The organism is Enterobacter sp. R-1.6.2, assembly GCF_035064085.1.
GTDB lineage: Bacteria > Pseudomonadota > Gammaproteobacteria > Enterobacterales > Enterobacteriaceae > Enterobacter > Enterobacter asburiae_B.
The window spans coordinates 155112-175986 of sequence record NZ_JASEYI010000002.1; the positions used below are offsets into that span (position 1 = coordinate 155112).

At 56.1% G+C, this 20875-nt stretch carries 20 protein-coding genes, 1 other RNA gene and 1 pseudogene; 11 read left to right on the forward strand and 11 right to left on the reverse strand.

The annotated features are described in order from the left end of the window. Nucleotides 1-80: 80 nt before the first annotated feature. The gene (gene tesB / locus QMN93_RS02520) at nt 81-941 is read right to left on the reverse strand and encodes an acyl-CoA thioesterase II (protein ID WP_193138872.1); all 861 of its coding nucleotides are present in this window, start codon (nt 939-941) and stop codon (nt 81-83) included. A 200-nt stretch (nt 942-1141) separates the two neighbouring features. Between tesB and QMN93_RS02525 the strand changes: the two genes are divergently transcribed. Continuing rightward, nucleotides 1142-1669, forward strand: a complete 528-nt coding sequence (locus QMN93_RS02525; protein WP_008503301.1) for a YbaY family lipoprotein — start codon at nt 1142-1144, stop codon at nt 1667-1669. Nucleotides 1670-1702: 33 nt separating this feature from the next. On the opposite strand, the pseudogene QMN93_RS02530 reads toward QMN93_RS02525, so the two are convergent. Beyond that, a pseudogene (locus tag QMN93_RS02530) lies at nt 1703-2100 on the reverse strand (MGMT family protein). 84 nt (nt 2101-2184) lie between these two features. Between QMN93_RS02530 and ffs the strand changes: the two are divergent. The 3 genes from ffs to QMN93_RS02545 all read left to right on the forward strand — a co-directional run bounded on the left by ffs (nt 2185) and on the right by QMN93_RS02545 (nt 3005). Then, nucleotides 2185-2281, forward strand: an RNA gene (gene ffs, locus QMN93_RS02535) — signal recognition particle sRNA small type. Nucleotides 2282-2541: 260 nt separating this feature from the next. Continuing rightward, entirely contained in the window at nt 2542-2793 is a 252-nt protein-coding gene (locus tag QMN93_RS02540; RefSeq protein ID WP_023310587.1) for a hypothetical protein, read from the forward strand. Further along, nucleotides 2790-3005 (forward strand): hypothetical protein, encoded by a 216-nt coding sequence (locus QMN93_RS02545; protein WP_023310588.1) that lies wholly within the window; start codon nt 2790-2792, stop codon nt 3003-3005. Before QMN93_RS02540 ends, QMN93_RS02545 begins: the two co-directional genes overlap by 4 nt. Nucleotides 3006-3086: 81 nt before the next feature. Here the strand turns inward: QMN93_RS02545 and QMN93_RS02550 are convergent, their stop codons facing one another. Further along, nucleotides 3087-4508, reverse strand: coding sequence for a PLP-dependent aminotransferase family protein (locus QMN93_RS02550; RefSeq protein WP_193138873.1), 1422 nt, complete (start codon nt 4506-4508; stop codon nt 3087-3089). 86 nt (nt 4509-4594) lie between these two features. Here QMN93_RS02550 and QMN93_RS02555 point away from each other — a divergent pair, with 86 nt between their 5' ends. The 3 genes from QMN93_RS02555 (at nt 4595) to QMN93_RS02565 (ending at nt 9546) form a co-directional block, all read left to right on the forward strand. After that, nucleotides 4595-5206, forward strand: coding sequence for a YitT family protein (locus QMN93_RS02555; RefSeq protein WP_087822102.1), 612 nt, complete (start codon nt 4595-4597; stop codon nt 5204-5206). A gap of 77 nt (nt 5207-5283) precedes the next feature. Continuing rightward, the gene (locus tag QMN93_RS02560; protein ID WP_182383118.1) at nt 5284-6354 is read left to right on the forward strand and encodes a LacI family DNA-binding transcriptional regulator; all 1071 of its coding nucleotides are present in this window, start codon (nt 5284-5286) and stop codon (nt 6352-6354) included. 102 nt (nt 6355-6456) lie between these two features. After that, entirely contained in the window at nt 6457-9546 is a 3090-nt protein-coding gene (locus tag QMN93_RS02565) for a beta-galactosidase (protein WP_193138874.1), read from the forward strand. Between the two features lie 39 nt (nt 9547-9585). Here the strand turns inward: QMN93_RS02565 and QMN93_RS02570 are convergent, their stop codons facing one another. Continuing rightward, entirely contained in the window at nt 9586-10413 is an 828-nt protein-coding gene (locus tag QMN93_RS02570; RefSeq protein WP_182383120.1) for a nickel/cobalt efflux protein RcnA, read from the reverse strand. A 134-nt stretch (nt 10414-10547) separates the two neighbouring features. Between QMN93_RS02570 and QMN93_RS02575 the strand changes: the two genes are divergently transcribed. After that, nucleotides 10548-10820, forward strand: coding sequence for a metal-sensing transcriptional repressor (locus QMN93_RS02575; RefSeq protein WP_023310594.1), 273 nt, complete (start codon nt 10548-10550; stop codon nt 10818-10820). Here the strand turns inward: QMN93_RS02575 and QMN93_RS02580 are convergent. Next, a complete protein-coding gene (locus QMN93_RS02580; protein ID WP_069303748.1) occupies nt 10813-12378 on the reverse strand; it encodes an EAL domain-containing protein in 1566 nt (521 codons plus the stop codon). The genes QMN93_RS02575 and QMN93_RS02580 overlap by 8 nt on opposite strands. A 219-nt stretch (nt 12379-12597) precedes the next feature. Here QMN93_RS02580 and QMN93_RS02585 point away from each other — a divergent pair, with 219 nt between their 5' ends. Both QMN93_RS02585 and ykgO read left to right on the forward strand, forming a co-directional pair. Further along, a complete protein-coding gene (locus QMN93_RS02585; RefSeq protein WP_047061249.1) occupies nt 12598-12858 on the forward strand; it encodes a type B 50S ribosomal protein L31 in 261 nt (86 codons plus the stop codon). Nucleotides 12859-12860: 2 nt separating this feature from the next. After that, nucleotides 12861-13001 (forward strand): type B 50S ribosomal protein L36, encoded by a 141-nt coding sequence (gene ykgO / locus QMN93_RS02590; protein ID WP_003859006.1) that lies wholly within the window; start codon nt 12861-12863, stop codon nt 12999-13001. Here the strand turns inward: ykgO and QMN93_RS02595 are convergent. Continuing rightward, entirely contained in the window at nt 12998-13708 is a 711-nt protein-coding gene (locus tag QMN93_RS02595; RefSeq protein ID WP_048975521.1) for a GNAT family N-acetyltransferase, read from the reverse strand. The two genes, ykgO and QMN93_RS02595, sit on opposite strands and share 4 nt — an antisense overlap. A 101-nt stretch (nt 13709-13809) precedes the next feature. Here QMN93_RS02595 and QMN93_RS02600 point away from each other — a divergent pair, with 101 nt between their 5' ends. Beyond that, nucleotides 13810-15270 carry a PLP-dependent aminotransferase family protein gene (locus tag QMN93_RS02600; protein WP_069303749.1) on the forward strand — a complete coding sequence of 487 codons (1461 nt, stop codon included), beginning with the start codon at nt 13810-13812 and terminating at the stop codon, nt 15268-15270. Here the strand turns inward: QMN93_RS02600 and QMN93_RS02605 are convergent. From QMN93_RS02605 to acrB, 5 genes are all read right to left on the reverse strand, one after another. Further along, nucleotides 15242-15709: a YlaC family protein gene (locus QMN93_RS02605; protein WP_023310598.1), complete on the reverse strand. Its 468-nt coding sequence runs from the start codon at nt 15707-15709 to the stop codon at nt 15242-15244. The genes QMN93_RS02600 and QMN93_RS02605 overlap by 29 nt on opposite strands. Before the next feature lie 117 nt (nt 15710-15826). Next, entirely contained in the window at nt 15827-16378 is a 552-nt protein-coding gene (gene maa / locus QMN93_RS02610) for a maltose O-acetyltransferase (RefSeq protein WP_182383121.1), read from the reverse strand. A gap of 205 nt (nt 16379-16583) precedes the next feature. Beyond that, entirely contained in the window at nt 16584-16802 is a 219-nt protein-coding gene (locus tag QMN93_RS02615; protein WP_008499287.1) for an HHA domain-containing protein, read from the reverse strand. Nucleotides 16803-16829: 27 nt separating this feature from the next. Further along, nucleotides 16830-17204, reverse strand: coding sequence for an Hha toxicity modulator TomB (tomB, locus tag QMN93_RS02620; RefSeq protein ID WP_008499288.1), 375 nt, complete (start codon nt 17202-17204; stop codon nt 16830-16832). Nucleotides 17205-17715: 511 nt separating this feature from the next. Beyond that, nucleotides 17716-20862 carry a multidrug efflux RND transporter permease subunit AcrB gene (gene acrB / locus QMN93_RS02625; protein ID WP_029741964.1) on the reverse strand — a complete coding sequence of 1049 codons (3147 nt, stop codon included), beginning with the start codon at nt 20860-20862 and terminating at the stop codon, nt 17716-17718. Between the last annotated feature and the right edge of the window lie 13 nt (nt 20863-20875).

Sequence of the window (20875 nt, forward strand, 5' to 3'; positions counted from 1 at the left end):
AACCTTTGGTTGCCGTTTTTAATGTGTATCCCCTCTCCCCGTGGGAGAGGGTCAGGGTGAGGGCATCAGGCCGCACACAATCACCCGCGATTACGCATCACCCCTTCCTGCACCGTAGACGCGACCAGCACGCCGTCCTGAGTATAAAACTCCCCGCGCACAAACCCGCGCGCGCTCGACGCTGACGTACTCTCCACGCTGTAAAGCAGCCACTCATTCATGTTGAACGGACGGTGGAACCACATGGAGTGATCGATCGTCGCGACCTGCATCCCTTTTTCCAGGAAACCAACCCCGTGCGGCTGCAGCGCCACCGGCAGGAAGTTGAAATCTGACGCATAGCCGAGCAGATACTGATGCACGCGGAAATCTTCCGGCACGGTCCCGTTGGCACGGATCCAGACCTGGCGCTTCGGTTCGGCGGTATGGCCTTTCATCGGGTTGTGGAACTCAACCGGGCGGATCTCCAGAGGCTTATCGCAGAGAAATTTCTCTTTGACCTGCGGCGGAAGCAGATGCGCCAGCGCGCGGGCGATATCCGTCTCTGATTTTAAAGAGTCGGGCGACGGAGCCGGGGGCATCACTTTTTGATGTTCGTAGCCGGGTTCCGGCGCCTGGAAAGAGGCGGTCATGTAAAAGATCGGCTTGCCGTTTTGAATGGCCGCTACGCGGCGTGCGCTGAAGCTGTTGCCGTCTCGCAGGACTTCAACATCATACACAATCGGTTTTGCGCTATCGCCAGGGCGTAAGAAGTAGCTGTGGAACGAATGCACCAGACGGTCTGCCGGGACAGTCTCCTTTGCTGCGTACAGAGCTTGTCCAACGACTTGCCCCCCGAAGACCTGGCGTAAGCCGAGATCTTCGCTCTGTCCGCGAAAGAATCCTTCCTCAATTTTTTCCAGATTCAGTAATGTCAGCAGATTGTTCAGTGCCTGACTCATAGTTGTCCTCAATAAACGCCGTAGCGAAAGATAGGCAGAGTATAACGCAGAAATGAAAGTGGTCCGATGGGTAGAATAATCTGAATATCGGCACGTTTTCAGGCATAAATCGGTGATCTGTGCCACACTTGAATACGTTATGTGATTGAAACGACATCGGATGGGATCGATCCCGCTGGTGCATTGATAAGGAGACTTCAATGAAACTCGTGCCCATGCTAAGTGGTGTAGCTATTGCGGTGGCGTTGTCCGCCTGTGCCGGTAAAAGCGCCCAAGTGCCAGTACCAGCAGCCGACCCGAACGGGATTAATACCCTTTCACAGCAATCCATTCAGCAGCCTAATGTTTCCGGTACCATCTGGATTAAACAGAAAGTGGCGTTGCCGCCGGATGCGGTATTAACCGTAACGCTGTCTGATGCTTCTCTGGCCGACGCGCCGTCGAAAGTCGTTGCCCAGCGTGCCGTTCGTACTGAAGGCAAGCAGGCGCCGTTTAGCTTCGTATTGCCGTATAACCCGTCGGACGTGCAGCCTAACGCCCGTATCCTGCTGAGCGCAGCGGTAACCATCAACGGCAAGCTGGTCTTTATCACCGATACGGTCCAGGAAGCGATCAACAACGGTGGGACAAAAATCGATCTGAACCTGGTGCCGGTGCAGCAGACCGAAGTGCCGGTCGCACCGCAGACCAATCAGCCGTCTCTGCCAACTCCACCGACTCAGATGTAATTTCTGCATTTCCCCTCTCCTCCGGGAGAGGGGTCAATATACCCAGCGAAACTTCTGCAAATCGATCTGACCCGACCCTGACACCTGCACACCCTCTGAAAGTAACGCCTGACGCTGACGCTGAAGATCCGGCCCGGTGAGTGAAATGGCGCCATGACGGTTCACCACCCGATGCCAGGGCAGCGTACTGCCTTCCGGCAGCCGTTTCAGGACGCCTCCAACCTGTCGCGCCGCGCGCGGGGAACCGGCCAGACGCGCGACATCACCATAGGTGGTGACGTAGCCTTCCGGGATTGAGGCCACGATTTGCCATACGCGCTGTGGAAAGGAGTCGTGTTCGTCCATACCTTTACCTGTGGGGAGTTTCTGGAAAGCTATGGTAAACGAAGATCTTCATGATTGCTGCGCCTGTTTGCGCAAGAAACCAGCATCCGGTTGCTGGTCGCTTGCAATTGGGCTTTAGCACAGGGATAATGCGCCAGCGCGTTGGTTATCAACGCTCTCAATGGGGGCTCTGTTGGTTCTCCCGCAACGCTACTCTGTTCACCAGGTCAGGTCCGGAAGGAAGCAGCCAGGGCAGACGACGTGTGTGCCGGGATGTAGCTGGCAGGGCCCCCACCCATTTGTGACCTCCTAAGATTCTTCAGCTTCACCTCTCCCTCAAAGCATTACTCCACAATAAAACTACGCCTGTATCGTGTAATATATATTTCATTGCACTGAAATATTATTGTCATAAACCTGTAATGATAGACTGTCATTTTATAATCGGACGGTTATTTTCTTCCATAACTCAAAAAAATATATATCTGGATAACATTGTTAAGTTCGTGTATTAAATAAAGTACTTATTCCGAAGGGAAGTGACAAACATGGCTACAGCGGTATTAAACGTTAAGATTGATGACGCGCTAAAAGAAAGACTTCGCCACTATGCGGAAGTCAATAACGAGAATTTAAGCGTGACGACAGAGAAACTGCTGCTGCTGGCGTTCGAAGCAGTAGAAGAGGCGGGAGTATCGGAAGAGGATATTGATAATCAGCATACGGAAGAAGAGAGTGTTTCTCCTTTTACTCCTAAAGAAATCAAGGCTCTACGTAAACTTCTGAAGAAGAGAAAATGAAACAACAACTGTCAACCGCCAGTGACTACAACGAGGCCTGCGATCTGTTGCGTTCAGGCTACGTGAAGCATGTACGTCTTGGCTGGAATGTTGGAAGCGATGAGTTCTTTCGTATTGCGTCTGACTGGTGTGATACCGGTGCAAAAATAAAGAAAGACGGTGATAACTTCGTTATTTCACTAAAAGGCTTTCCTATTCCTCCTCAGCATTAAACCCTGACCAGTGAAAACTGCTGACTGCATATATTACAGTCAGCAGTTTTTATTTTATGATCTGCTTCAAATATTTAAATATCAGATCACGCTGCGTTTTAACGATGGCACGTTTTTATTCAGGGCGAGCCATAACGGTTTGATCCTAAGCAACGCCTGCTCAAGCTCTGTCGATTCCAGCGAGAAGGGCATACGTAAATAGCGGTCAAACGCCCCCGATAAACCAAATCGCGTCCCGGTTCCCAGGTTAATCCCGATTATTTCTGCCCGTGCGGCAAGCTGTGTCGCCAGCATGCCCGGGAGCTCTATCCAGTAAGAGAGCCCGCCTTCCGCCTCGTGGAATTTCCACTCAGGGAAATGTTCGCGCAGTAGGTCACCACATCGATCGCGCCGTTCCGCCAGCATCTTCCGGCGTGCGGGCAGAAACGTCTCGCTGTTGTTAATGAGCCACTGCATTGCCAGCTGTTCGAGCAGCGGCGAGCCTAAATCCAGCGTATCCCGCGTCTGGGCAAGGGTGGCGATGATGCGCGATGAGGCACGGATCCAGCCGAGACGCAGCCCGCCCCAGAAGCTTTTTCCGGCAGAGCCTAAGGTGATGACGGTGGCCTGCGGGTTAAAGGCGGCCAGCGGTGGCGGGGGAGGCGCATCAAACCAGAGATCCACCATCGTTTCATCCACCACCAGCGCCGTGCGGGTTTGGGCTGCAATATCCGTGATGGCCTGACGGGTGGCGATATCCATACAGCGCCCGGTCGGATTATGAAAATCTGGCATCAGATAGGCCAGGCGCGGCGCCGTCTGGGCAAGCGTTGCGGCAAAGCCATCCGTATCCCAGCCGGTTTCCGGCAGCGACACCCCGACTGGCCGACACTGCGCCCCCTGAATGGCGGCAATCGCCAGCGGGTAGGTGGGATGATCGACCACGACGCGGTCCCCCGGCCCTGTCATCATCCGCAGCACCAGCGCAAAGCCGCTGACGGCGCCATTAACCACCATCACTTCGTCTGCGCGGGTGGGAAGGCCCCGCGCGGTATAGCGCGCAGCGATGGCCTCCCGCAGCGTCGGTAGCCCCAGCTGATCGTAGCCCGTCAGCGAGAGATGCGGGGTAATGGCCGTGAGCGCATGGGCATAAGCCTGATGGATCTCCGGCCCGGCATTCAGGGCGGCAGTGGAGAGATCCAGTGCGGCGCTCGCCGCGGAAAGGGTGGGAACGGCGCGCGTGTCCGGGAGAATGACCCGCGACCCGCTGCCGTGGCGGCTTTCAAGGTACCCTTCTTCACGCAGGTGGGCGAGGGCGCTGCTGACGGTGGTTCGGCTCACGTCCAGCGCGGAGGCCAGCTCACGCTCGCCCGGTAGACGCGTATTCAAAGCCAGACGTCCATCAAGAATTAACAGACGCAGCGCGTCGGCCAGCTGTCGCCAGAGCGGGGTGCGGGATGAGGCTTGCTGCCAGTGTCCTAAAAGGCGTACCAGAGACTGGCTTCCGAAGCGACGTGATGACATATGCAGTCCACTATTTGAAAACTGGACATTAATCATAGTGCCATTTTAGGTCAGGATGAAAGCCTGGTTCACTGGAGAAGATAAAAATGCTACGTCGTCTGCTACAACTCTATGTCGGTTTAGGATTGTATGGCCTTTCCACCGCGATGTTTATTCGTTCCGATTTGGGTGTCGATCCCTGGGATGTGTTTCACCTCGGGGTGGGGATGCAGCTGGGGATGACTATCGGGACGGTGATCATTGTGACCGGCGCGGCGGTGCTGCTGCTGTGGATCCCGCTGCGCCAGATGCCGGGCCTTGGCACGATCAGCAACGTGATTTGTATCGGCCTGGCGGCGGACGCCAGCATGGCGCTTATCCCGGAGCTGGATTCGTTACCCGTTCGAATTGCTTTCCTGGTGTCGGGCATCGTGATGAACGCGATTGCGACCAGCATGTACATCGGGGCCGGTTTCGGGCCTGGCCCGCGCGACGGCCTGATGACCGGCATTCACGCCCGGCTGGGGTGGTCCATTCGCAGCGTGCGTACCTCAATTGAGGTGTCCGTTCTGCTGATTGGGTGCGTGCTTGGCGGCACGTTTGGAGTGGGAACCGTACTGTATGCTCTGACCATTGGCCCGCTTATCCAGCTCTGCCTGCCCTGGTTCCGCCAGAAGCCACGCATTGCGGAAATACCCCAGCCGGAGCGGGTTGTTTAATTTTGCGAAGCGCTCACATGTTTTAACGGCGTCGCTGTGCCAGAATAGACGCTTCGAAAATCGCGATGCCAGAAAGCATGAAAGCAATCACTCTCTATGATGTCGCCCTCCTTGCGGGGGTTTCTTATCAGACCGTTTCCCGCGTCATTAACGACGCGGAACATGTCTCTGCCCGCACGCGAGAAAAGGTGCAGCAGGCGATGGCGGAGCTGCACTACGTTCCTAACCTTCGGGCGCAGCAGCTGGCGGGAAAACGCACCCGTACGCTGGGCCTCATCACCACCGACCTGGCCCTGCACGCGCCTTCGCAAATTGTGTCGGCGGTCAAATCGCGTGCGGCGGAACAGGGGGCGAGCGTCCTTATCTCCATGGTGGAGCAACCCCAGCAGTGTCAGGCCGCGCTTCAGGCGCTGCTGGCACAGCGGGTGGACGCGCTGCTGGTGAATGTGCCGCTTGACGATCCGCACGCCGAAGAGCTCGGGGTGCTGGCGTCGCCCGTCCCGGTGCTGTTCCTCGATGTGGCGCCCTCAGCGCGGGTAAACAGCCTCGTGTTTAACGCGGAGCAGGGGGCGCGTCTGGGCGTTGAGCATCTGCTTTCTCTGGGGCATCAGCGCATTGCCCTGCTGAGCGGGCCGGAAAGCTCGGTCTCTGCGCGGGCGCGCCTGGCGGGCTGGAAAGCGACGCTGGCGCTGGCGGGTCTTAACGCGACGGCTGTGGCCTACGGTGACTGGAGCGCGGCCAGCGGTTATGAGAAGGGACACGTGCTGCTGTCGGGTGCGGCATTACCGGACGCGATTCTGGTGGCGAACGATCAGATGGCGCTCGGGGCGATGCGCGCCTGCGCGGAAAAAGGGATCGCGATACCTGGCCAGCTTTCGGTGGTAGGGTTTGACGATACGGCCGACAGCGCCTGGTTTTCCCCGCCGCTGACAACCATTCGTCAGGCGTTTCGCGAGGCGGGCGAACGCAGCGTGGAGTGGCTGCTGGCGCCTTCCGGGGGCGAAGCGTGCCGGCAGGTTCAGCTGCCGGTGACGCTGGTTACCCGTCATTCCAGCGCGCGCCGCAACCCTAAGCAGGCCGAACGCGAGGATCTGGCGCAGCAGCTCAGAAGCCTGGCACTCCTTGCCGAGCAGATTGCCCGCAAATAAAACTTTGTGATCGGACTCGCTACCCCGCGATTGAACGCTTTACCGTTGCCCGGTGCCAGGGCATGTTAACCAAAATTGTGAGCGCTTCGCAAAGAGGTTACTATGTCCACCACTTCACCGCTGACCCTCAGCGCCATTCTGGCCCGTCGGGACTGGGAAAATCCTGGCGTCACCCAGTGGAACCGTCTGGCCGCACACGCGCCGTTGCACAGCTGGCGCAATGAACACTCTGCCAGAGAGGACGCTGGATCGACCAGCAGGCACTCTCTGAACGGAGTGTGGCAGTTTAGCTTCTTTACCGCGCCGGAGCAGGTTCCTCAGGCATGGGTAACCGAAGATTGCGCCGATGCCGTTGCGATGCCCGTGCCGTCTAACTGGCAGATGCAGGGTTTCGACACGCCCATCTATACCAATGTCACCTATCCCATTCCCGTTAACCCGCCTTTCGTGCCGCAGGAAAATCCGACCGGTTGTTACTCGCTCACATTTGAGGTGGATGACGCCTGGCTTCAGAGCGGGCAGACCCGCATCATCTTCGACGGCGTGAACTCCGCGTTCCATCTCTGGTGCAACGGACAGTGGATGGGCTATTCCCAGGACAGCCGATTGCCCGCCGAATTTGACCTCTCGGCGGCCTTGCGCCCCGGGCAGAACCGCCTGGCGGTCATGGTATTGCGCTGGTGCGACGGCAGCTATCTGGAAGATCAGGACATGTGGCGCATGAGCGGCATCTTCCGCGATGTGACGCTGCTGCATAAACCCGAGACGCAGATTGCCGATTATCACGTGGTGACGGACCTGAATGCGGAGCTGGACCGCGCGGTGCTGAAGATGGATGTCGCGCTGACAGGCGCTGGCTTTGCAGACTGCGAGGTGGTCATGACCCTGTGGCGCAGGGGTGAAAAATGCGCCAGCGTTTCCCGGCGGCCAGGATCTGCCATCGTCGACGAGCGCGGCAGCTGGGCAGAGCGGCTAACGACGGCGATCCCCGTCGACCAGCCCGCGCTCTGGAGCGCTGAAACGCCAGAACTGTATCGCCTGACGATTGCGCTTCTTAACCCGCAGGGTGAGGTGCTGGAGGTTGAGGCGTGCGACGTGGGCTTCCGCCGCGTTGAGATCGGCAATGGCCTGCTGAAGCTTAACGGTAAACCGCTGCTAATCCGCGGGATTAACCGACACGAGCATCATCCGGAAAACGGCCAGGTGATGGACGAAGCGACCATGCGCCGCGATATCGAAATCATGAAGCAGCACAACTTCAACGCCGTGCGCTGCTCGCACTACCCGAATCATCCCATGTGGTACCGGCTTTGCGACCGCTACGGGCTGTACGTCGTTGACGAAGCCAATATCGAAACGCACGGCATGGTGCCGATGAGCCGCCTTGCTGACGATCCGCGCTGGCTGCCCGCCATGAGCGAACGCGTGACCCGCATGGTGCAGCGCGATCGTAATCATCCCTCGGTTATCATCTGGTCCCTGGGCAATGAGTCGGGCCACGGCGCGAATCACGATGCGCTGTACCGCTGGCTGAAAACCACCGATCCTACGCGTCCGGTGCAGTATGAAGGCGGCGGCGCGAACACGGCGGCGACCGATATTGTCTGTCCGATGTACGCCCGGGTCGATCGGGATCAGCCCTTCCCGGCAGTGCCTAAATGGTCAATCAAGAAATGGATCGGCATGCCGGACGAAACGCGCCCGCTGATCCTCTGTGAATACGCCCACGCGATGGGAAATAGCTTCGGCGGGTTTGCGAAATACTGGGAAGCGTTTCGCAGCCATCCTCGCCTGCAGGGCGGGTTTGTCTGGGACTGGGTCGATCAGGCCCTGACGAAACGGGATGAAAAGGGCAACGCGTTCTGGGCCTACGGCGGAGACTTCGGGGATAAGCCGAACGATCGGCAGTTTTGTCTTAACGGGCTGGTGTTCCCCGATCGCACGCCGCATCCGGCGCTGTACGAGGCGCAGCGTGCCCAGCAGTTCTTTACCTTTACGCGGGTCAGCACCTCTCCGCTGGTGATTGAGGTGCAAAGCGGCTACCTGTTCCGCCACACCGATAACGAAGTGCTGAACTGGACGGTTGCCCGGGACGGGGACGTGCTGGCCGCGGGCGAGGTGACGCTCTCGATGGCGCCTGAAGGCACCCAGCGTCTGGAGATTGACCTGCCGGCGCTGAAAGCCGTGCCGGGTGAGGTCTGGCTGAACGTTGAAGTACGCCAGCCGCGGGCAACGCCGTGGTCTCCGGCTGACCACCGCTGCGCGTGGGAGCAGTGGCCGCTTCCGGCTCCCCTTTTTATTGCTCCGCCAGTCCCGGCGGGCGAGCCGCCGGTGTTAACGCAAAACGATCGCATCCTGGAGATCGCCCATCGTCAACAGCGCTGGCAGTTCGATCGCGCAACCGGAAACCTGTCCCAATGGTGGCGAAACGGCGTTGAAACGCTGCTTTCACCTCTGACGGATAACGTCAGCCGCGCGCCGCTGGATAACGACATTGGCGTGAGTGAAGCGACGCAGATCGATCCGAACGCCTGGGTTGAACGCTGGAAAGCGGCGGGCATGTATGAACTCACCTCGCGCGTTCTGCACTGTGAGGCGCAGCAGCACGCAGGCGACGTGGTGGTCACAACCCAGCACGTGCTTGAGTATCGCGGCAAAGCCTTGTTCATGAGCCGTAAAGTCTGGCGGGTGGACGATCGGGGCGTTCTGCATGGCGATATTCGGATTGATGTTGCATCTGATATCCCTGAACCCGCGCGCGTTGGCCTGAGCGTTCATCTTGCCGAAACGCCGGAAAACGTTCACTGGCTGGGGCTGGGGCCGCATGAAAACTACCCGGACAGAAAGCTGGCGGCGCAGCAGGGTCGCTGGACATTACCTCTCGAGGCCATGCACACGCCGTATATCTTCCCGACGGAAAATGGTTTGCGCTGCGATACCCGGGAGCTTGTAGTGGGCACGCATCATCTGAACGGCCGGTTCCACTTCTCGGTGAGTCGCTACGGCCAGCAGCAGCTGCGTGAGACAACCCATCATCATCTGCTGCGCGAAGAGCCGGGATGCTGGCTCAATCTCGATGCGTTCCATATGGGCGTGGGCGGCGACGACTCCTGGAGCCCCAGCGTCTCGCCGGAATTCCTCCTGCAGACACGCCAGCTTCGCTATACCTTCAGCTGGCAGCAGAACCCTTAACTGACCATGAAGATGCGGCCACAGAGCGTGGCCGCAGTCTTACGCCAGAATGCCGCTCAGGCCATGCAGGCTCATGTAAATCCCTACTACGGTAATCAGCGCAGCGGAGATCCACGGCGCTTTACGGGAGAATTCGCTAAACCCGGGCCAGCGTTTGGTCGCGTGCTTGAGGCTTAAGGCGGCAATCGCGCCGGAAGCGACCAGCGTTAACGCCAGACCAATGCTGAAGCTGAACACCAGCGTCGCGCCGAGGGCGAAATGCTTCAGCTGCAGGCAGATCAGCAGTACGGTGATGGACGCCGGGCAGGGGATAAGCCCGCCGGTCAGGCCAAACATCACGATCTGGCCGGTGGTGACGTTTTGACCGCTGAAGCGCCGGTTAATATCCTGCGCGTGAGCGCGCTGGTGGGCGTCCTGCCACTCTTCTTCAACCAGCGAGTGTTCGTGGTGGTGGTGGTGATGATCATGATGGTGGTCATGGTCATTGTGGTGGTGATCATGGTCGTGATGATGATGATCGTGCGGCTGGCTCTCTTTCCAGGTTCGCCACGCCATCCACAGGGCGATCGCAACGATCAGCACCCCGGAAATCAGCTGGAACCAGGGTTCGGACGTGTGTGCATCCCAGCCCCGACCAAACCATAATCCCGCCATCGCAACGAGCCAGACCACCGCCGTATGGGAGAGCGTGGCCGCCAGGCCGAGCAGCACCGCCTGTTTCAGCGTGCCGCGGATGGCAACAATAAAGGCGGCCATCATTGTTTTTGAATGGCCCGGTTCCAGGCCATGTAGCGCACCGAGCAGGATAGCGCTGGGAACAAACAGCCAGGCGTTGCCCTGCTGAAGGAGTGAAGCAAAATCGGTCATGGGAAATTCCGGAGTGGAAAGCGTGCGGAGATACTACTCCCCCCCAGTAGCGTAATACTACCCCCCAGTAGAAAAATACTCAGGGGGAGTAGCGCGTGGTATGCTTTAAAAGCCAAAAAATAAGGGGTACAGAGATGTCACATACCGTTCGAGACAAGAAGATGCTACTGACTCGCCTGAAGAAAATTCAGGGGCAGAGCACCGCGCTGGAAAAAATGCTCAACAGCGATCACGAATGCGCCGAGGTGTTACAGCAGCTGGCGGCGATCCGCGGGGCGGTCAATGGCATGATGATGCAGGTGATCGAAGGGCATTTAACCGATCATGTGGTGAAAGAGCCTGAAGAAGCGCAGCGTGAAGCCGATCTTGGCGTGGTGTTGCGGGTGATGAAATCCTATCTTAAGTAGAATGCATGCCGAGGTTATTTTCTGCCCAAAGAATAAATTCCGTCTTTGGCAGCGCTTTGCTGTAGTACCACCCCTGCCCGTACTGCACGCCGTGGCGGTGTAGCCAGGCGAGTTGCCCTGCGGTTTCGACGCCCTCCGCTACCATCGCCAGCTTCAGCGACTTCGCTATTTCAATGATGTGCGGCGTCACATTTTTATACTCCAGCGCATCCACGAACGATTTATCAATTTTTAGCGTATCGACGTCCAGATCCTGCAGATAGCTCAGGCTGGAATAGCCCGTGCCAAAATCATCAATATAGACAGGGTGGCCCGAACGACGAAATGCGGCGATAGCCGGTGCGCTAATTTTGGGATCGGCAAAGCCGCGCTCGGTGAGCTCAAGGGCGATTTGCCGGGGGTGGATTTGCCACTTGTTCAGGAGCTGGCTCAGCAGAGGCGGCAGGATGCCGGAGGTTAAATCGGCAGGGGCGAGGTTAATGGAGATATGCTGATCCGGATAGCGTTGCAGCCAGTGGCCCATATCTTCAAACACCTTTTCGATGACTAACTGTGTCAGCTTCGAGATGAGCCCCGTTTGCTCGGCAAGGGGGACAAAAATATCCGGCGAGAGGCAGCTTCCGTCCGGCTGCGGCCAGCGCGTTAGCGCCTCAGCGCCCACAATTTTTCCGCTACAGAGCGCCACGATGGGCTGATAGTGGACCACAAAATCCCGGCTGTTAATTGCGTCAAGCAGGCGATTGCGCGGCGACTGGATACGCCGCAGGATCCGCAGGACAAACAGTGCGGCGAGCAGGCTTATCAACATGCCGAACGGTAACCAGAAAAGAAGCTGCCGGTGCCAGGTTTCAGCCAGCGGTTTGAGCGTTGCCCATGCGACAACGGTAAACCCAAGCTCAGGTACAGACTTCATGACGTACATTGAACCGTTGTACTGCACGCTTTTCACACCCCGCTCCTGAACCATGTCGCGGATGTGAGAGTCGAGCTTGCTGCTGCTGGCGAATATGCGGTGCGTTGCGCTTCCTACCAGGGCGGCATCAATCGCTATCTCGCCGAAAGGGATCACGTCCACCAGCGAGGCAGGATCGATCATGACAAGGTAGTGGCCTTTTCCCAGCACCGTCATGTAGCGGTTAAACCCAAGATCGTTTTGCGTGGTCAGCCACGCGCTGTAACCATCTTCGGTAATGCGCATTGGAGGGGGAAAAGGGGACGCATGGCTGGTTTGCTCCAGGGAGGAGCAGAGCGGTCGAAGGTTGTCGATATAAATCACTTCCTGGACATATCGCCACGAGAAAGCGACCCGGCGCATTTCCCGCAATTGCAAGGGGCTACACGGCACTCCCTCAAAAGCCTGCAGGTGATCGAGCGCTTCTTTTGCCTGATCCACAACCCTGTCGGTGCGTACCAGCACGCGGGAGGCATAGTTATCCAGCGCATCCGCAAATTTATCTTCCGCCTGGCGGTGGGCCAGCCAGATGCTCAGGCAAATGGGGACCAGCACAGAAAAGATAAGTACGCCAGTCACCAGACTGACCAGATGTCGGGTTTTCATGCTGTCGTGTCCTTCCTCGTATACCCGTTCCTGGGCATTGAGTTCCCTGCCTGAAGAGAAAGATTTTACCGCGAAATGATATAGTTATAGCACGAGGTTGGCATGGTTTTCATTTTATCTCAGGCATACGAGAAATTATCGTCAGAAGAGAGGGGTTGTTTTTTCAACCTCGCCTGGATATTATTTTGTTATGTTATAACAAAACATAAAGGATTTACGATGAAACCCGATATCCACCCAGCCTATCGCACCGTGGTATTCCACGACACCAGCGCTAATGAGTACTTCAAAGTCGGCTCAACCATTAAAACCGACCGCGAAATTGAACTCGACGGTGAAACGTATCCGTACATCACCATCGAGGTTTCTTCAAAATCGCACCCGTTTTATACCGGTAAGCAGAAAACGTTCTCCACGGACGGCAGCGCAGCGCGCTTCCGCAAGCGTTTTGGCGGTTTTCTCAATGCGAAGCGGAGCTAACCATGCAGGTACTTAACTCATTACGCAGTGCAAAGCAGCGTCACCCGGATTGCCAGATAGTCAAACGCAAGGGACGCTTATACGTAATTTGCAAATCTAATCCGCGCTTTAAGGCGGTTCAGGGACGTAAAAAAAGACGCTAAACGCGCGTTTCTCGCCAGCTTTCCAAGGATCTTTTCTGTTTGCCATCGGCGGTAAAATTGTCGGTGGCAAGCCAGCTTTCAAAGGCGCTCGCCAGCGCAGGCCACTCTTTGTCGAGAATCGAAAACCAGTCGGTATCCCGGTTACGGCCTTTTATGACCAGCGCCTGACGAAAGCGCCCTTCAAACTGAAAGCCCAGACGCAGCGCCGCTTTGCGGGAAGGCTCGTTCAGGCTATTGCACTTCCATTCATAACGCCGGTACCCCAGGGTATCGAACACGTACCGCATCAGCAGATACTGCGCTTCTGTCGACCCTGGCGTGCGGCTTAACAGAGGAGAGAAGTGAACGTGACCCACTTCCACGACCCCGTTTTTAGGATCGATCCGCATCAGGGACAGCGTCCCGACAGGAGACTGGGTCCGGTTATCCATAACGGTAAAGTGGATGGGATCGGATAACTCACTTACGCTCGCCACCCAGTCGGCAAACTCCTCTGCGGTGGCATCGGGTTCACGCAGCAGCCACGTCCAGCTGCGGGTATCTTCGGCCAGGGAATAGGCGGAGAACAACGCGTGGGCATGCTCCACGCGCAGCGGCTCAAGCCGACAATAGTGACCCTGAAGGACCACCCGGGACGGGTGCTGACGAGGCTGCCAGTCGATAAGGGCTTCGCCTACAGGCTGTCCAAACTCGTTGAATGTATTCATCTTTATTTCCATGACGTTGAAAAGATCTCCAGATTAGTGAATTGCTGGTTCCTTAAAAAGAACCACCAGGCTATGTTTTTCTGGTACCACAAGGAGGGAAGATGAATATACCGGGTGATGAGCTTTACACTTTGCTCCATGCTGCGCTGAAAAAGCGTGGGCAAGAGACGCTTCAGCGCGCGCTCTATCTCGCTTTGCGGGAGGCCATACTGAGCGGAAGGCTTCGGTCCGGCAGCCAGCTGCCCGGTTCGCGAACGCTGGCGCAGCAGATCTCGGTTTCCCGAAACACCGTCAATGCCGCGCTGGACCAGCTCACGCTCGAAGGTTATTTACTGCGTAACCGTCAGGGAACGCGGGTGGGGCAATTCGCTCATCGTACGATTGCCCGGGCATTGCCGGATCCTGACATCAGGCTGACAAAACGGGTCGCCCTGCTGCCCGCGCCCGTGCCGCGCGACACCCCGGTGATGGCGTTTACGCCGGGAACGCCAGCCATTAACTATTTCCCCTTGCCGCTGTGGCGGCGATTGTACGATCGTGTCCTGCGCGAGGAGGGAAGCGCCCTGTTAGGCTATGGCGACCCGGCCGGCGAGCCGTCGCTGCGCGCCGCGATTGCCCGGCATCTCGCCCTGTCCCGCGGTATCGACTGCGACTCCAGCCAGATTGCGATAACCGAAGGGGCGCTTGAAGGCGTCAACCTCTGCACGATGCTGTTAAGCGAGCCTGGCGATGTCTCCTGGGTAGAAAACCCCGGCTATAGCGGGGCAAAGAGTGCGTTTGTTAAAACTGGCCTGGCAATGACGGGAATACCGGTAGATGACGAGGGAATGTGCTGGGAAGGGCTGGATGCGCCTGCGCCCTCAATGATTTTTACCTCACCTTCGCATCAGTTCCCTTACGGGAGCGTGCTCAGCGCGCGGCGGCGGCTGGCGCTGCTGGAGCTGGCCCGGCAGCACAACGCGTGGATCATTGAAGACGATTACGACAGCGAGTTCCGCTATGCCGGTGAGCCCGTACCGGCGATGCTGGGAATGGTCAACAATGCGCCCGTTGTGTATCTGGGGACGTTCAGTAAAACGCTGTTTCCTTCGCTCAGAATGGGGTTCATGGTGCTACCGCCAGCGCTGGCGAAAGCGGCTCGTCCGGCCATCGGCTCGCTGTTGCGCGGGGGACATCGTGCGGAGCAGCGTACCCTGGCGCTATTTATTGAAGAAGGTCATTACGCCCGTCACCTTGCCGCCATGCGTCGGCTCTACCGTAAACGCTACCGCCAGCTGCGGGAGGTGCTGAGCGCAGAGCTTCATTCTCCGCATCGCATTCTGGCAGGCGAAGGGGGAATGCATCTGACGCTGGCGATAGACGGTATTGACGACCAGAAGCTGGTGGAGCAGGCGAGGGCGTTTCAGCTGGCACCCGCTGCGCTGAGCGGGTACTACCTGGAGGCGAAGCAGGGGCAAACCGGTCTGGTTTTAGGTTACGGCAATACCTCTGCTTCTCAGTTTGCGCCGGGGATCCGACGTCTGCAGGCGTTAATTACGCAGCAGCAGGGCGGGAAAGGGTAAAGACATCATAGAAAGAGAGCTGACCTTTGGTGGAGACCATTTTCTGCAGCTTCTCTTTTTGCCCGGCTTCTACCGCCGGTGAATGCATGATGTTTTCGATCAGCTCCTCTGGCACGTAACGCGTGTTGTACCATTCGCCGTTATAGCAGACCCGGAAATCGAGCACGTCGATATCTTCGTAACGGTAGCGCGGATTCACGTCGAAAAAGAAAAAGGCGTTAAAGACGACAAACAGTACAACCAGCAGCCAGACGGAGTCCACCAGCGTTTCGGACTTCAGCATCACAATCAGCGTCGCCAGCCAGGCGGCATACATGGCGACAAACAGTCCAGGATGTTTGCGAATAAAGCTAATGCTAAAGCGCGGGCGATTGTCGCGCTTTTCGCGGAGGTTAAGATCGTCGATGGTGGCGGTAAGCAGGCGCTGTATCTCGGTCATTTTTTGCCTTCATAAGAGTTGACAATACAGGGGGTCTGCCAATTTTAGGGGAGCCATCAGGCTGAAAAAAGTAACAGTCTGGCGCTAAAAGACTATAACAGTTGACTCCCCGCAACCTTACAGCGTTTTGATGATTTTTGCCGGATTGCCGCCAACGACGACGTTAGCCGGGACGTCTTTCGTCACGACGGCGCCGGAGGCCACCACCACATTATCACCAATGGTGACGCCAGGGTTAATGACAGCCCGGCCGCCAATCCAGACGTTATTGCCAATCCTGACGGGTTTTCCAAACTCCACGCCGCTGTTTCGTTCTTCCGCGTCCAGGGGATGGGTAGCCGTATAAATATGAACACCCGGCGCGAGCATGCAGTTATCGCCAATATGCACAGGGCAGACATCCAGCATCACGCAGTCGAAGTTAGCGTAAAAGTTTTTGCCCAGATAAATGTTATATCCATAGTCGCAGCGGAAGCTCGGCTCAATATAAGCACCTGCGCTTTGTCCCAGAAGTTCCGCCAGAATGTTCTGGCGTTCTGTTTTTTCATCAGGCGCGGTGTGGTTATAGCGGTAAACCAGATGGCGGGCCCGCAGTCGGTCAGCCCGTAACGTCTCATCGCCGGGGCGGTAATGTTCACCGGCAATCATTTTCTGTTTTTCTAAGCTCATTGGAAACCTCTCTGGATGTTATTACCGAAGGGTAATCGGAACAGGCCAGAAGGGGAACGTTCCCGAAAAGCCGATGTGACTGACGTCACAACATTGCTGCTGATGAACACGTTTTACACGGAGACCTGGCCTGGGCACAGGGAGCATAACGGGACAGGTAAATACTCAGAACGAGGCGTAGAACTCTACAGACACCCTTCAAAGATTAACGGACAAATTTCCACACAGAAGTAGGGATTTTGTCATACAGCTTATTCATTGTCAGTTCAGCAAGACGATGGTCAGCGGCTGAATAAAATACCGCCAGTTCATTATCAGAAAGCTCGTATTTATTCTTTTCAATGACGCGCTCAAGCGTGTCAATTGACTGACAACGTCGTAAGCGCATCAAATAATCGATTTTTGTGAGTGGTTTATCAGACATAAATTCACCTTAGTAATTGTAATAATTTTAACAGGAAAGACTCACCGGGTTAGCTCTGCTCACGTTGACGAAACAGCGGAATAGCCGATTTCCCGATTTACGCCATTTTTGCAAATCCTGAGCGTTAATGCCGTAACTGCTGAACAACATAAAGGTGTCGTCCAGGTATTCATCAATTTGCTCAATGAGCTTATTATCTTCATTGTACTTAATTTTATAATTAAGTGCGAAGGTTGCGATATGCTCTATCAGCTCATTCAACTGTAAATTGATGGCAGATGTTGGGTCGTTTACCCAGCCATGATTACTTTCATCAAGATTGGCAAGGCAGTCATGGTACAAGGATTCGCAGAGAAATTTCAACTGCGCGATATCATGCCTTTTTGGCGAGTACTCGTCCATAGCGCATCCCCTTCTGAGTGATTTCTTACTCACCGAACATCATTGTCGGGATGGATACAACTGACTTAGCTACATGAGTGCTGTGTTCCTGATAACCTAACTATAAGCCACTCCTTCCTGGATTTCACCGCGCTATTACGAAAAATTACAAATAAAAACCGTAGGCTGGGAGCGTGCACGCAAATGGTCACCCTGGACTCAACGTTTTTATCCAAATTAACGACGGGGTTTTATCGCTTCCTTACGTTTCATCGGCTTAGCAAAAATGATGAGAAAAGTTCAGATTCAGACTTATCTTTGTAAGAACTTCTTATTAGGAATATTCCTAATAGCTTAAGCGGGGAAATGAAATTAAAAAAATCCTGAATTCACCGATTAAGGTATCAGTTAATTATGATATGTCTATTTAAGATGGCAGAAAATAAATAGAGCCACAATAAGCGTAATTTATGATTTTTTCTGAAAATGAAAAAGGCCGCTAATGCGGCCTTTTTATCATGTGGAACCGGTATCAGTGAGGTTCTACCGAATGACTGTGTTCAACATCTTCATTCTTGCGGCTAAAGCGGCGGCGAACCACCACGAAGAACACCGGTACGAAGAAGATAGCCAGTACGGTCGCGGTAACCATACCGCCCATCACGCCTGTACCTACTGCGTTCTGCGCGCCGGAGCCCGCACCGGAGCTGATAACCAGCGGCAGTACGCCGAGGATAAACGCCAGCGACGTCATCAGGATTGGGCGCAGACGCATACGAACCGCTTCAAGCGTCGCCTCAATAAGGCCTTTGCCTTCTTTCTCCATCAGATCTTTGGCGAATTCAACGATAAGTATCGCGTTCTTCGCCGACAAGCCAATGGTTGTCAGCAGGCCTACCTGGAAGTAAACGTCGTTGGTCAGTCCACGGAACGTTGCCGCAAGCAGCGCACCGATAACCCCGAGTGGAACCACCAGCATAACGGAGAACGGAATCGACCAGCTCTCGTACAGTGCCGCCAGACACAGGAAGACCACAATCAGTGAAATGGCGTACAGGGCAGGGGCCTGGTTACCGGACAGACGTTCCTGATAGGACATACCGGTCCAGTCATAGCCGATACCCGCAGGCAGTTTGCTTGCCAGTTCTTCCATCAGGTTCATGGCTTCACCGGTGCTTCGGCCCGGAGCAGCCTGACCCAGGATCTCCATCGATGGCAGACCGTTATAGCGTTCCAGACGCGGAGAACCGTATTCCCAGCGTGAGGTTGAGAACGCCGAGAACGGTACCATCTGACCATTGCTGCCGCGCACGAACCAGCTGTTGATATCGTTAGGCAACATACGGTACTGCGCCTCTGACATCACGTACACTTTCTTCACACGACCGCGGTCGATGAAGTCGTTAACGTAGCTACCGCCCCAGGCTGCGCCCAGCGTGGTGTTGATGTCACTGATGGATACGCCCAGCGCCTGGGCTTTCTCCTGGTCGATATCGATCTTGTACTGCGGCGTATCTTCCAGGCCGTTTGGACGCACGCCGACCAGCAGGTCAGGGTGTTTAGCGACTTCACCAAACAGCTGGTTACGCGCCTGCGTCAGTTTCTCGTGACCCAGACCGCCCTGGTCAATCAGCTGGAAGTCGAAGCCGGTCGCGGTACCCAGTTCAACAATCGCTGGCAGGTTAAAGGCGAAGACCATCGCATCTTTAATCTGCGAGAAGGTGCCCATTGCACGGCCGGTGATGGCTTCAACCTTGTTCTTTTCGCCTGGACGTTCAGACCAGTCTTTCAGAGAAACGAAGGCAATACCGGTGTTCTGACCACGACCCGCAAAGCCAAAGCCGTTAACCGCAAACACGGACTCAACGTTGTCTTTCTCTTTGGTGAGATAGTAGTCCGTCACTTCATCCAGCACTTTCTGGGTACGCTCTTGCGAGGCACCCGCCGGAAGCTGTGCCATCGTCAGGAACACGCCCTGGTCTTCATCTGGCAGGAACGAGCTTGGCAGACGAACGAACAGGAAGGCCATGCCCACCACGATGATGATATAGAGCAGCAGGTAACGACCGGTGCTGCGCAGGATGTTGCCCACGCTGTCGGTGTAGTGATGCGTGCTCTTATCGAACATGCGGTTAAACCAGCCGAAGAACCCTTTGTGCTCGCCGTGACCGCCTTTCTGAATTGGCTTCAGCATGGTGGCACACAGGGCAGGGGTCAGGATCAACGCGACCAGTACCGACAGCGCCATCGCGGAAACGATGGTAATGGAGAACTGGCGGTAAATCGCACCGGTAGAGCCTCCGAAGAAGGCCATCGGGATAAATACCGCAGACAGCACCATCGCGATACCGACCAGCGCGCCCTGGATCTGGCCCATTGATTTACGGGTCGCTTCCTTCGGCGGCAAACCTTCTTCCGCCATCACGCGTTCGACGTTCTCGACCACGACGATGGCGTCATCCACCAGCAGGCCGATGGCGAGCACCATCCCGAACATCGTCAGGGTGTTTATCGAGTAGCCGAATATCGACAGGATCGCAAAGGTCCCGAGCAATACCACCGGCACGGCAATCGTTGGGATAAGCGTCGCGCGGAAGTTTTGCAGGAACAGGTACATCACCAGGAATACCAGGATGATCGCCTCAACCAGCGTCTTAACCACTTCATGAATCGAGATTTTGACGAACGGCGTGGTGTCGTACGGATAAACGATTTTCAGACCTGACGGGAAGAACGGTTCCATCTTCTTCAGCTCTGCGCGGATCGCCGTGGCGGTGTCCAGGGCGTTAGCGCCGGTCGCCAGTTTGATACCCAGACCGGAAGCCGGTTTACCGTTAAACTTCGCGATGATGTCGTAGTTCTCACCGCCCAGCTCAACTTTCGCCACGTCGCGCAGGCGAACCTGCGAACCGTCCTGATTCACCTTCAGCAGAATTTTGCTGAATTCATCGGCAGAGGTCAGACGGGTCTGCGCGATGATCGAGGCGTTAAGCTGCTGGCCTTTCACCGGCGGCGTACCGCCTAACTGACCGGCCGCTACCTGGGCGTTCTGCGCTTTAATCGCGCTGATCACGTCAACCGGCGTCAGCTGGAAGTTGTTCAGCTTGTTCGGATCCATCCAGATACGCATCGCGTACTGGGAACCGAACAGCTGCACGTCACCCACACCGGAAGTACGGCTGATGGCGTCCTTCATGTTGGCGCCCACGTAGTCGGAAATATCCTCCTGCGTCATGGTGCCGTTGGTGTTGATAACGCCGACAACCATCAGGAAGCTACTGGACGATTTCTCGACGCTCACACCCTGCTGTTGTACTTCCTGCGGCAGCAAAGGCATTGCCAGCTGCAGTTTGTTCTGCACCTGAACCTGCGCAATGTCAGCATCCGTACCTGACTGGAAGGTCAGGGTGATCTGCACCGTACCGGTGGAGTCACTGTTTGAGGACATGTACATCAGGTTATCGATACCGTTCATGTTCTGTTCGATAACCTGGGTGACGGTGTCCTGCACCGTTTTCGCATCAGCCCCCGGGTAGGTTGCGGAAATTGTCACCGCCGGTGGCGCAATCGTTGGATATTGCGCGACAGGCAGCTTCAGGATCGCAAGTCCCCCGGCCAGCATGATGATTATGGCGATCACCCACGCAAATATGGGGCGATCGATAAAGAAATTAGGCATGTCTTAACGGCTC

Excerpts from the sequence above, each read along its gene's own strand:
- tesB (WP_193138872.1), bottom strand. The coding sequence starts at position 941 with ATGAGTCAGGCACTGAACAATCTGCTGACATTACTGAATCTGGAAAAA.
- QMN93_RS02525 (WP_008503301.1), top strand. The coding sequence starts at position 1,142 with ATGAAACTCGTGCCCATGCTAAGTGGTGTAGCTATTGCGGTGGCGTTG.
- QMN93_RS02540 (WP_023310587.1), top strand. The coding sequence starts at position 2,542 with ATGGCTACAGCGGTATTAAACGTTAAGATTGATGACGCGCTAAAAGAA.
- QMN93_RS02545 (WP_023310588.1), top strand. The coding sequence starts at position 2,790 with ATGAAACAACAACTGTCAACCGCCAGTGACTACAACGAGGCCTGCGAT.
- QMN93_RS02550 (WP_193138873.1), bottom strand. The coding sequence starts at position 4,508 with ATGTCATCACGTCGCTTCGGAAGCCAGTCTCTGGTACGCCTTTTAGGA.
- QMN93_RS02555 (WP_087822102.1), top strand. The coding sequence starts at position 4,595 with ATGCTACGTCGTCTGCTACAACTCTATGTCGGTTTAGGATTGTATGGC.
- QMN93_RS02560 (WP_182383118.1), top strand. The coding sequence starts at position 5,284 with ATGAAAGCAATCACTCTCTATGATGTCGCCCTCCTTGCGGGGGTTTCT.
- QMN93_RS02565 (WP_193138874.1), top strand. The coding sequence starts at position 6,457 with ATGTCCACCACTTCACCGCTGACCCTCAGCGCCATTCTGGCCCGTCGG.
- QMN93_RS02570 (WP_182383120.1), bottom strand. The coding sequence starts at position 10,413 with ATGACCGATTTTGCTTCACTCCTTCAGCAGGGCAACGCCTGGCTGTTT.
- QMN93_RS02575 (WP_023310594.1), top strand. The coding sequence starts at position 10,548 with ATGTCACATACCGTTCGAGACAAGAAGATGCTACTGACTCGCCTGAAG.
- QMN93_RS02580 (WP_069303748.1), bottom strand. The coding sequence starts at position 12,378 with ATGAAAACCCGACATCTGGTCAGTCTGGTGACTGGCGTACTTATCTTT.
- QMN93_RS02585 (WP_047061249.1), top strand. The coding sequence starts at position 12,598 with ATGAAACCCGATATCCACCCAGCCTATCGCACCGTGGTATTCCACGAC.
- ykgO (WP_003859006.1), top strand. The coding sequence starts at position 12,861 with ATGCAGGTACTTAACTCATTACGCAGTGCAAAGCAGCGTCACCCGGAT.
- QMN93_RS02595 (WP_048975521.1), bottom strand. The coding sequence starts at position 13,708 with ATGAATACATTCAACGAGTTTGGACAGCCTGTAGGCGAAGCCCTTATC.
- QMN93_RS02600 (WP_069303749.1), top strand. The coding sequence starts at position 13,810 with ATGAATATACCGGGTGATGAGCTTTACACTTTGCTCCATGCTGCGCTG.
- QMN93_RS02605 (WP_023310598.1), bottom strand. The coding sequence starts at position 15,709 with ATGACCGAGATACAGCGCCTGCTTACCGCCACCATCGACGATCTTAAC.
- maa (WP_182383121.1), bottom strand. The coding sequence starts at position 16,378 with ATGAGCTTAGAAAAACAGAAAATGATTGCCGGTGAACATTACCGCCCC.
- QMN93_RS02615 (WP_008499287.1), bottom strand. The coding sequence starts at position 16,802 with ATGTCTGATAAACCACTCACAAAAATCGATTATTTGATGCGCTTACGA.
- tomB (WP_008499288.1), bottom strand. The coding sequence starts at position 17,204 with ATGGACGAGTACTCGCCAAAAAGGCATGATATCGCGCAGTTGAAATTT.
- acrB (WP_029741964.1), bottom strand. The coding sequence starts at position 20,862 with ATGCCTAATTTCTTTATCGATCGCCCCATATTTGCGTGGGTGATCGCC.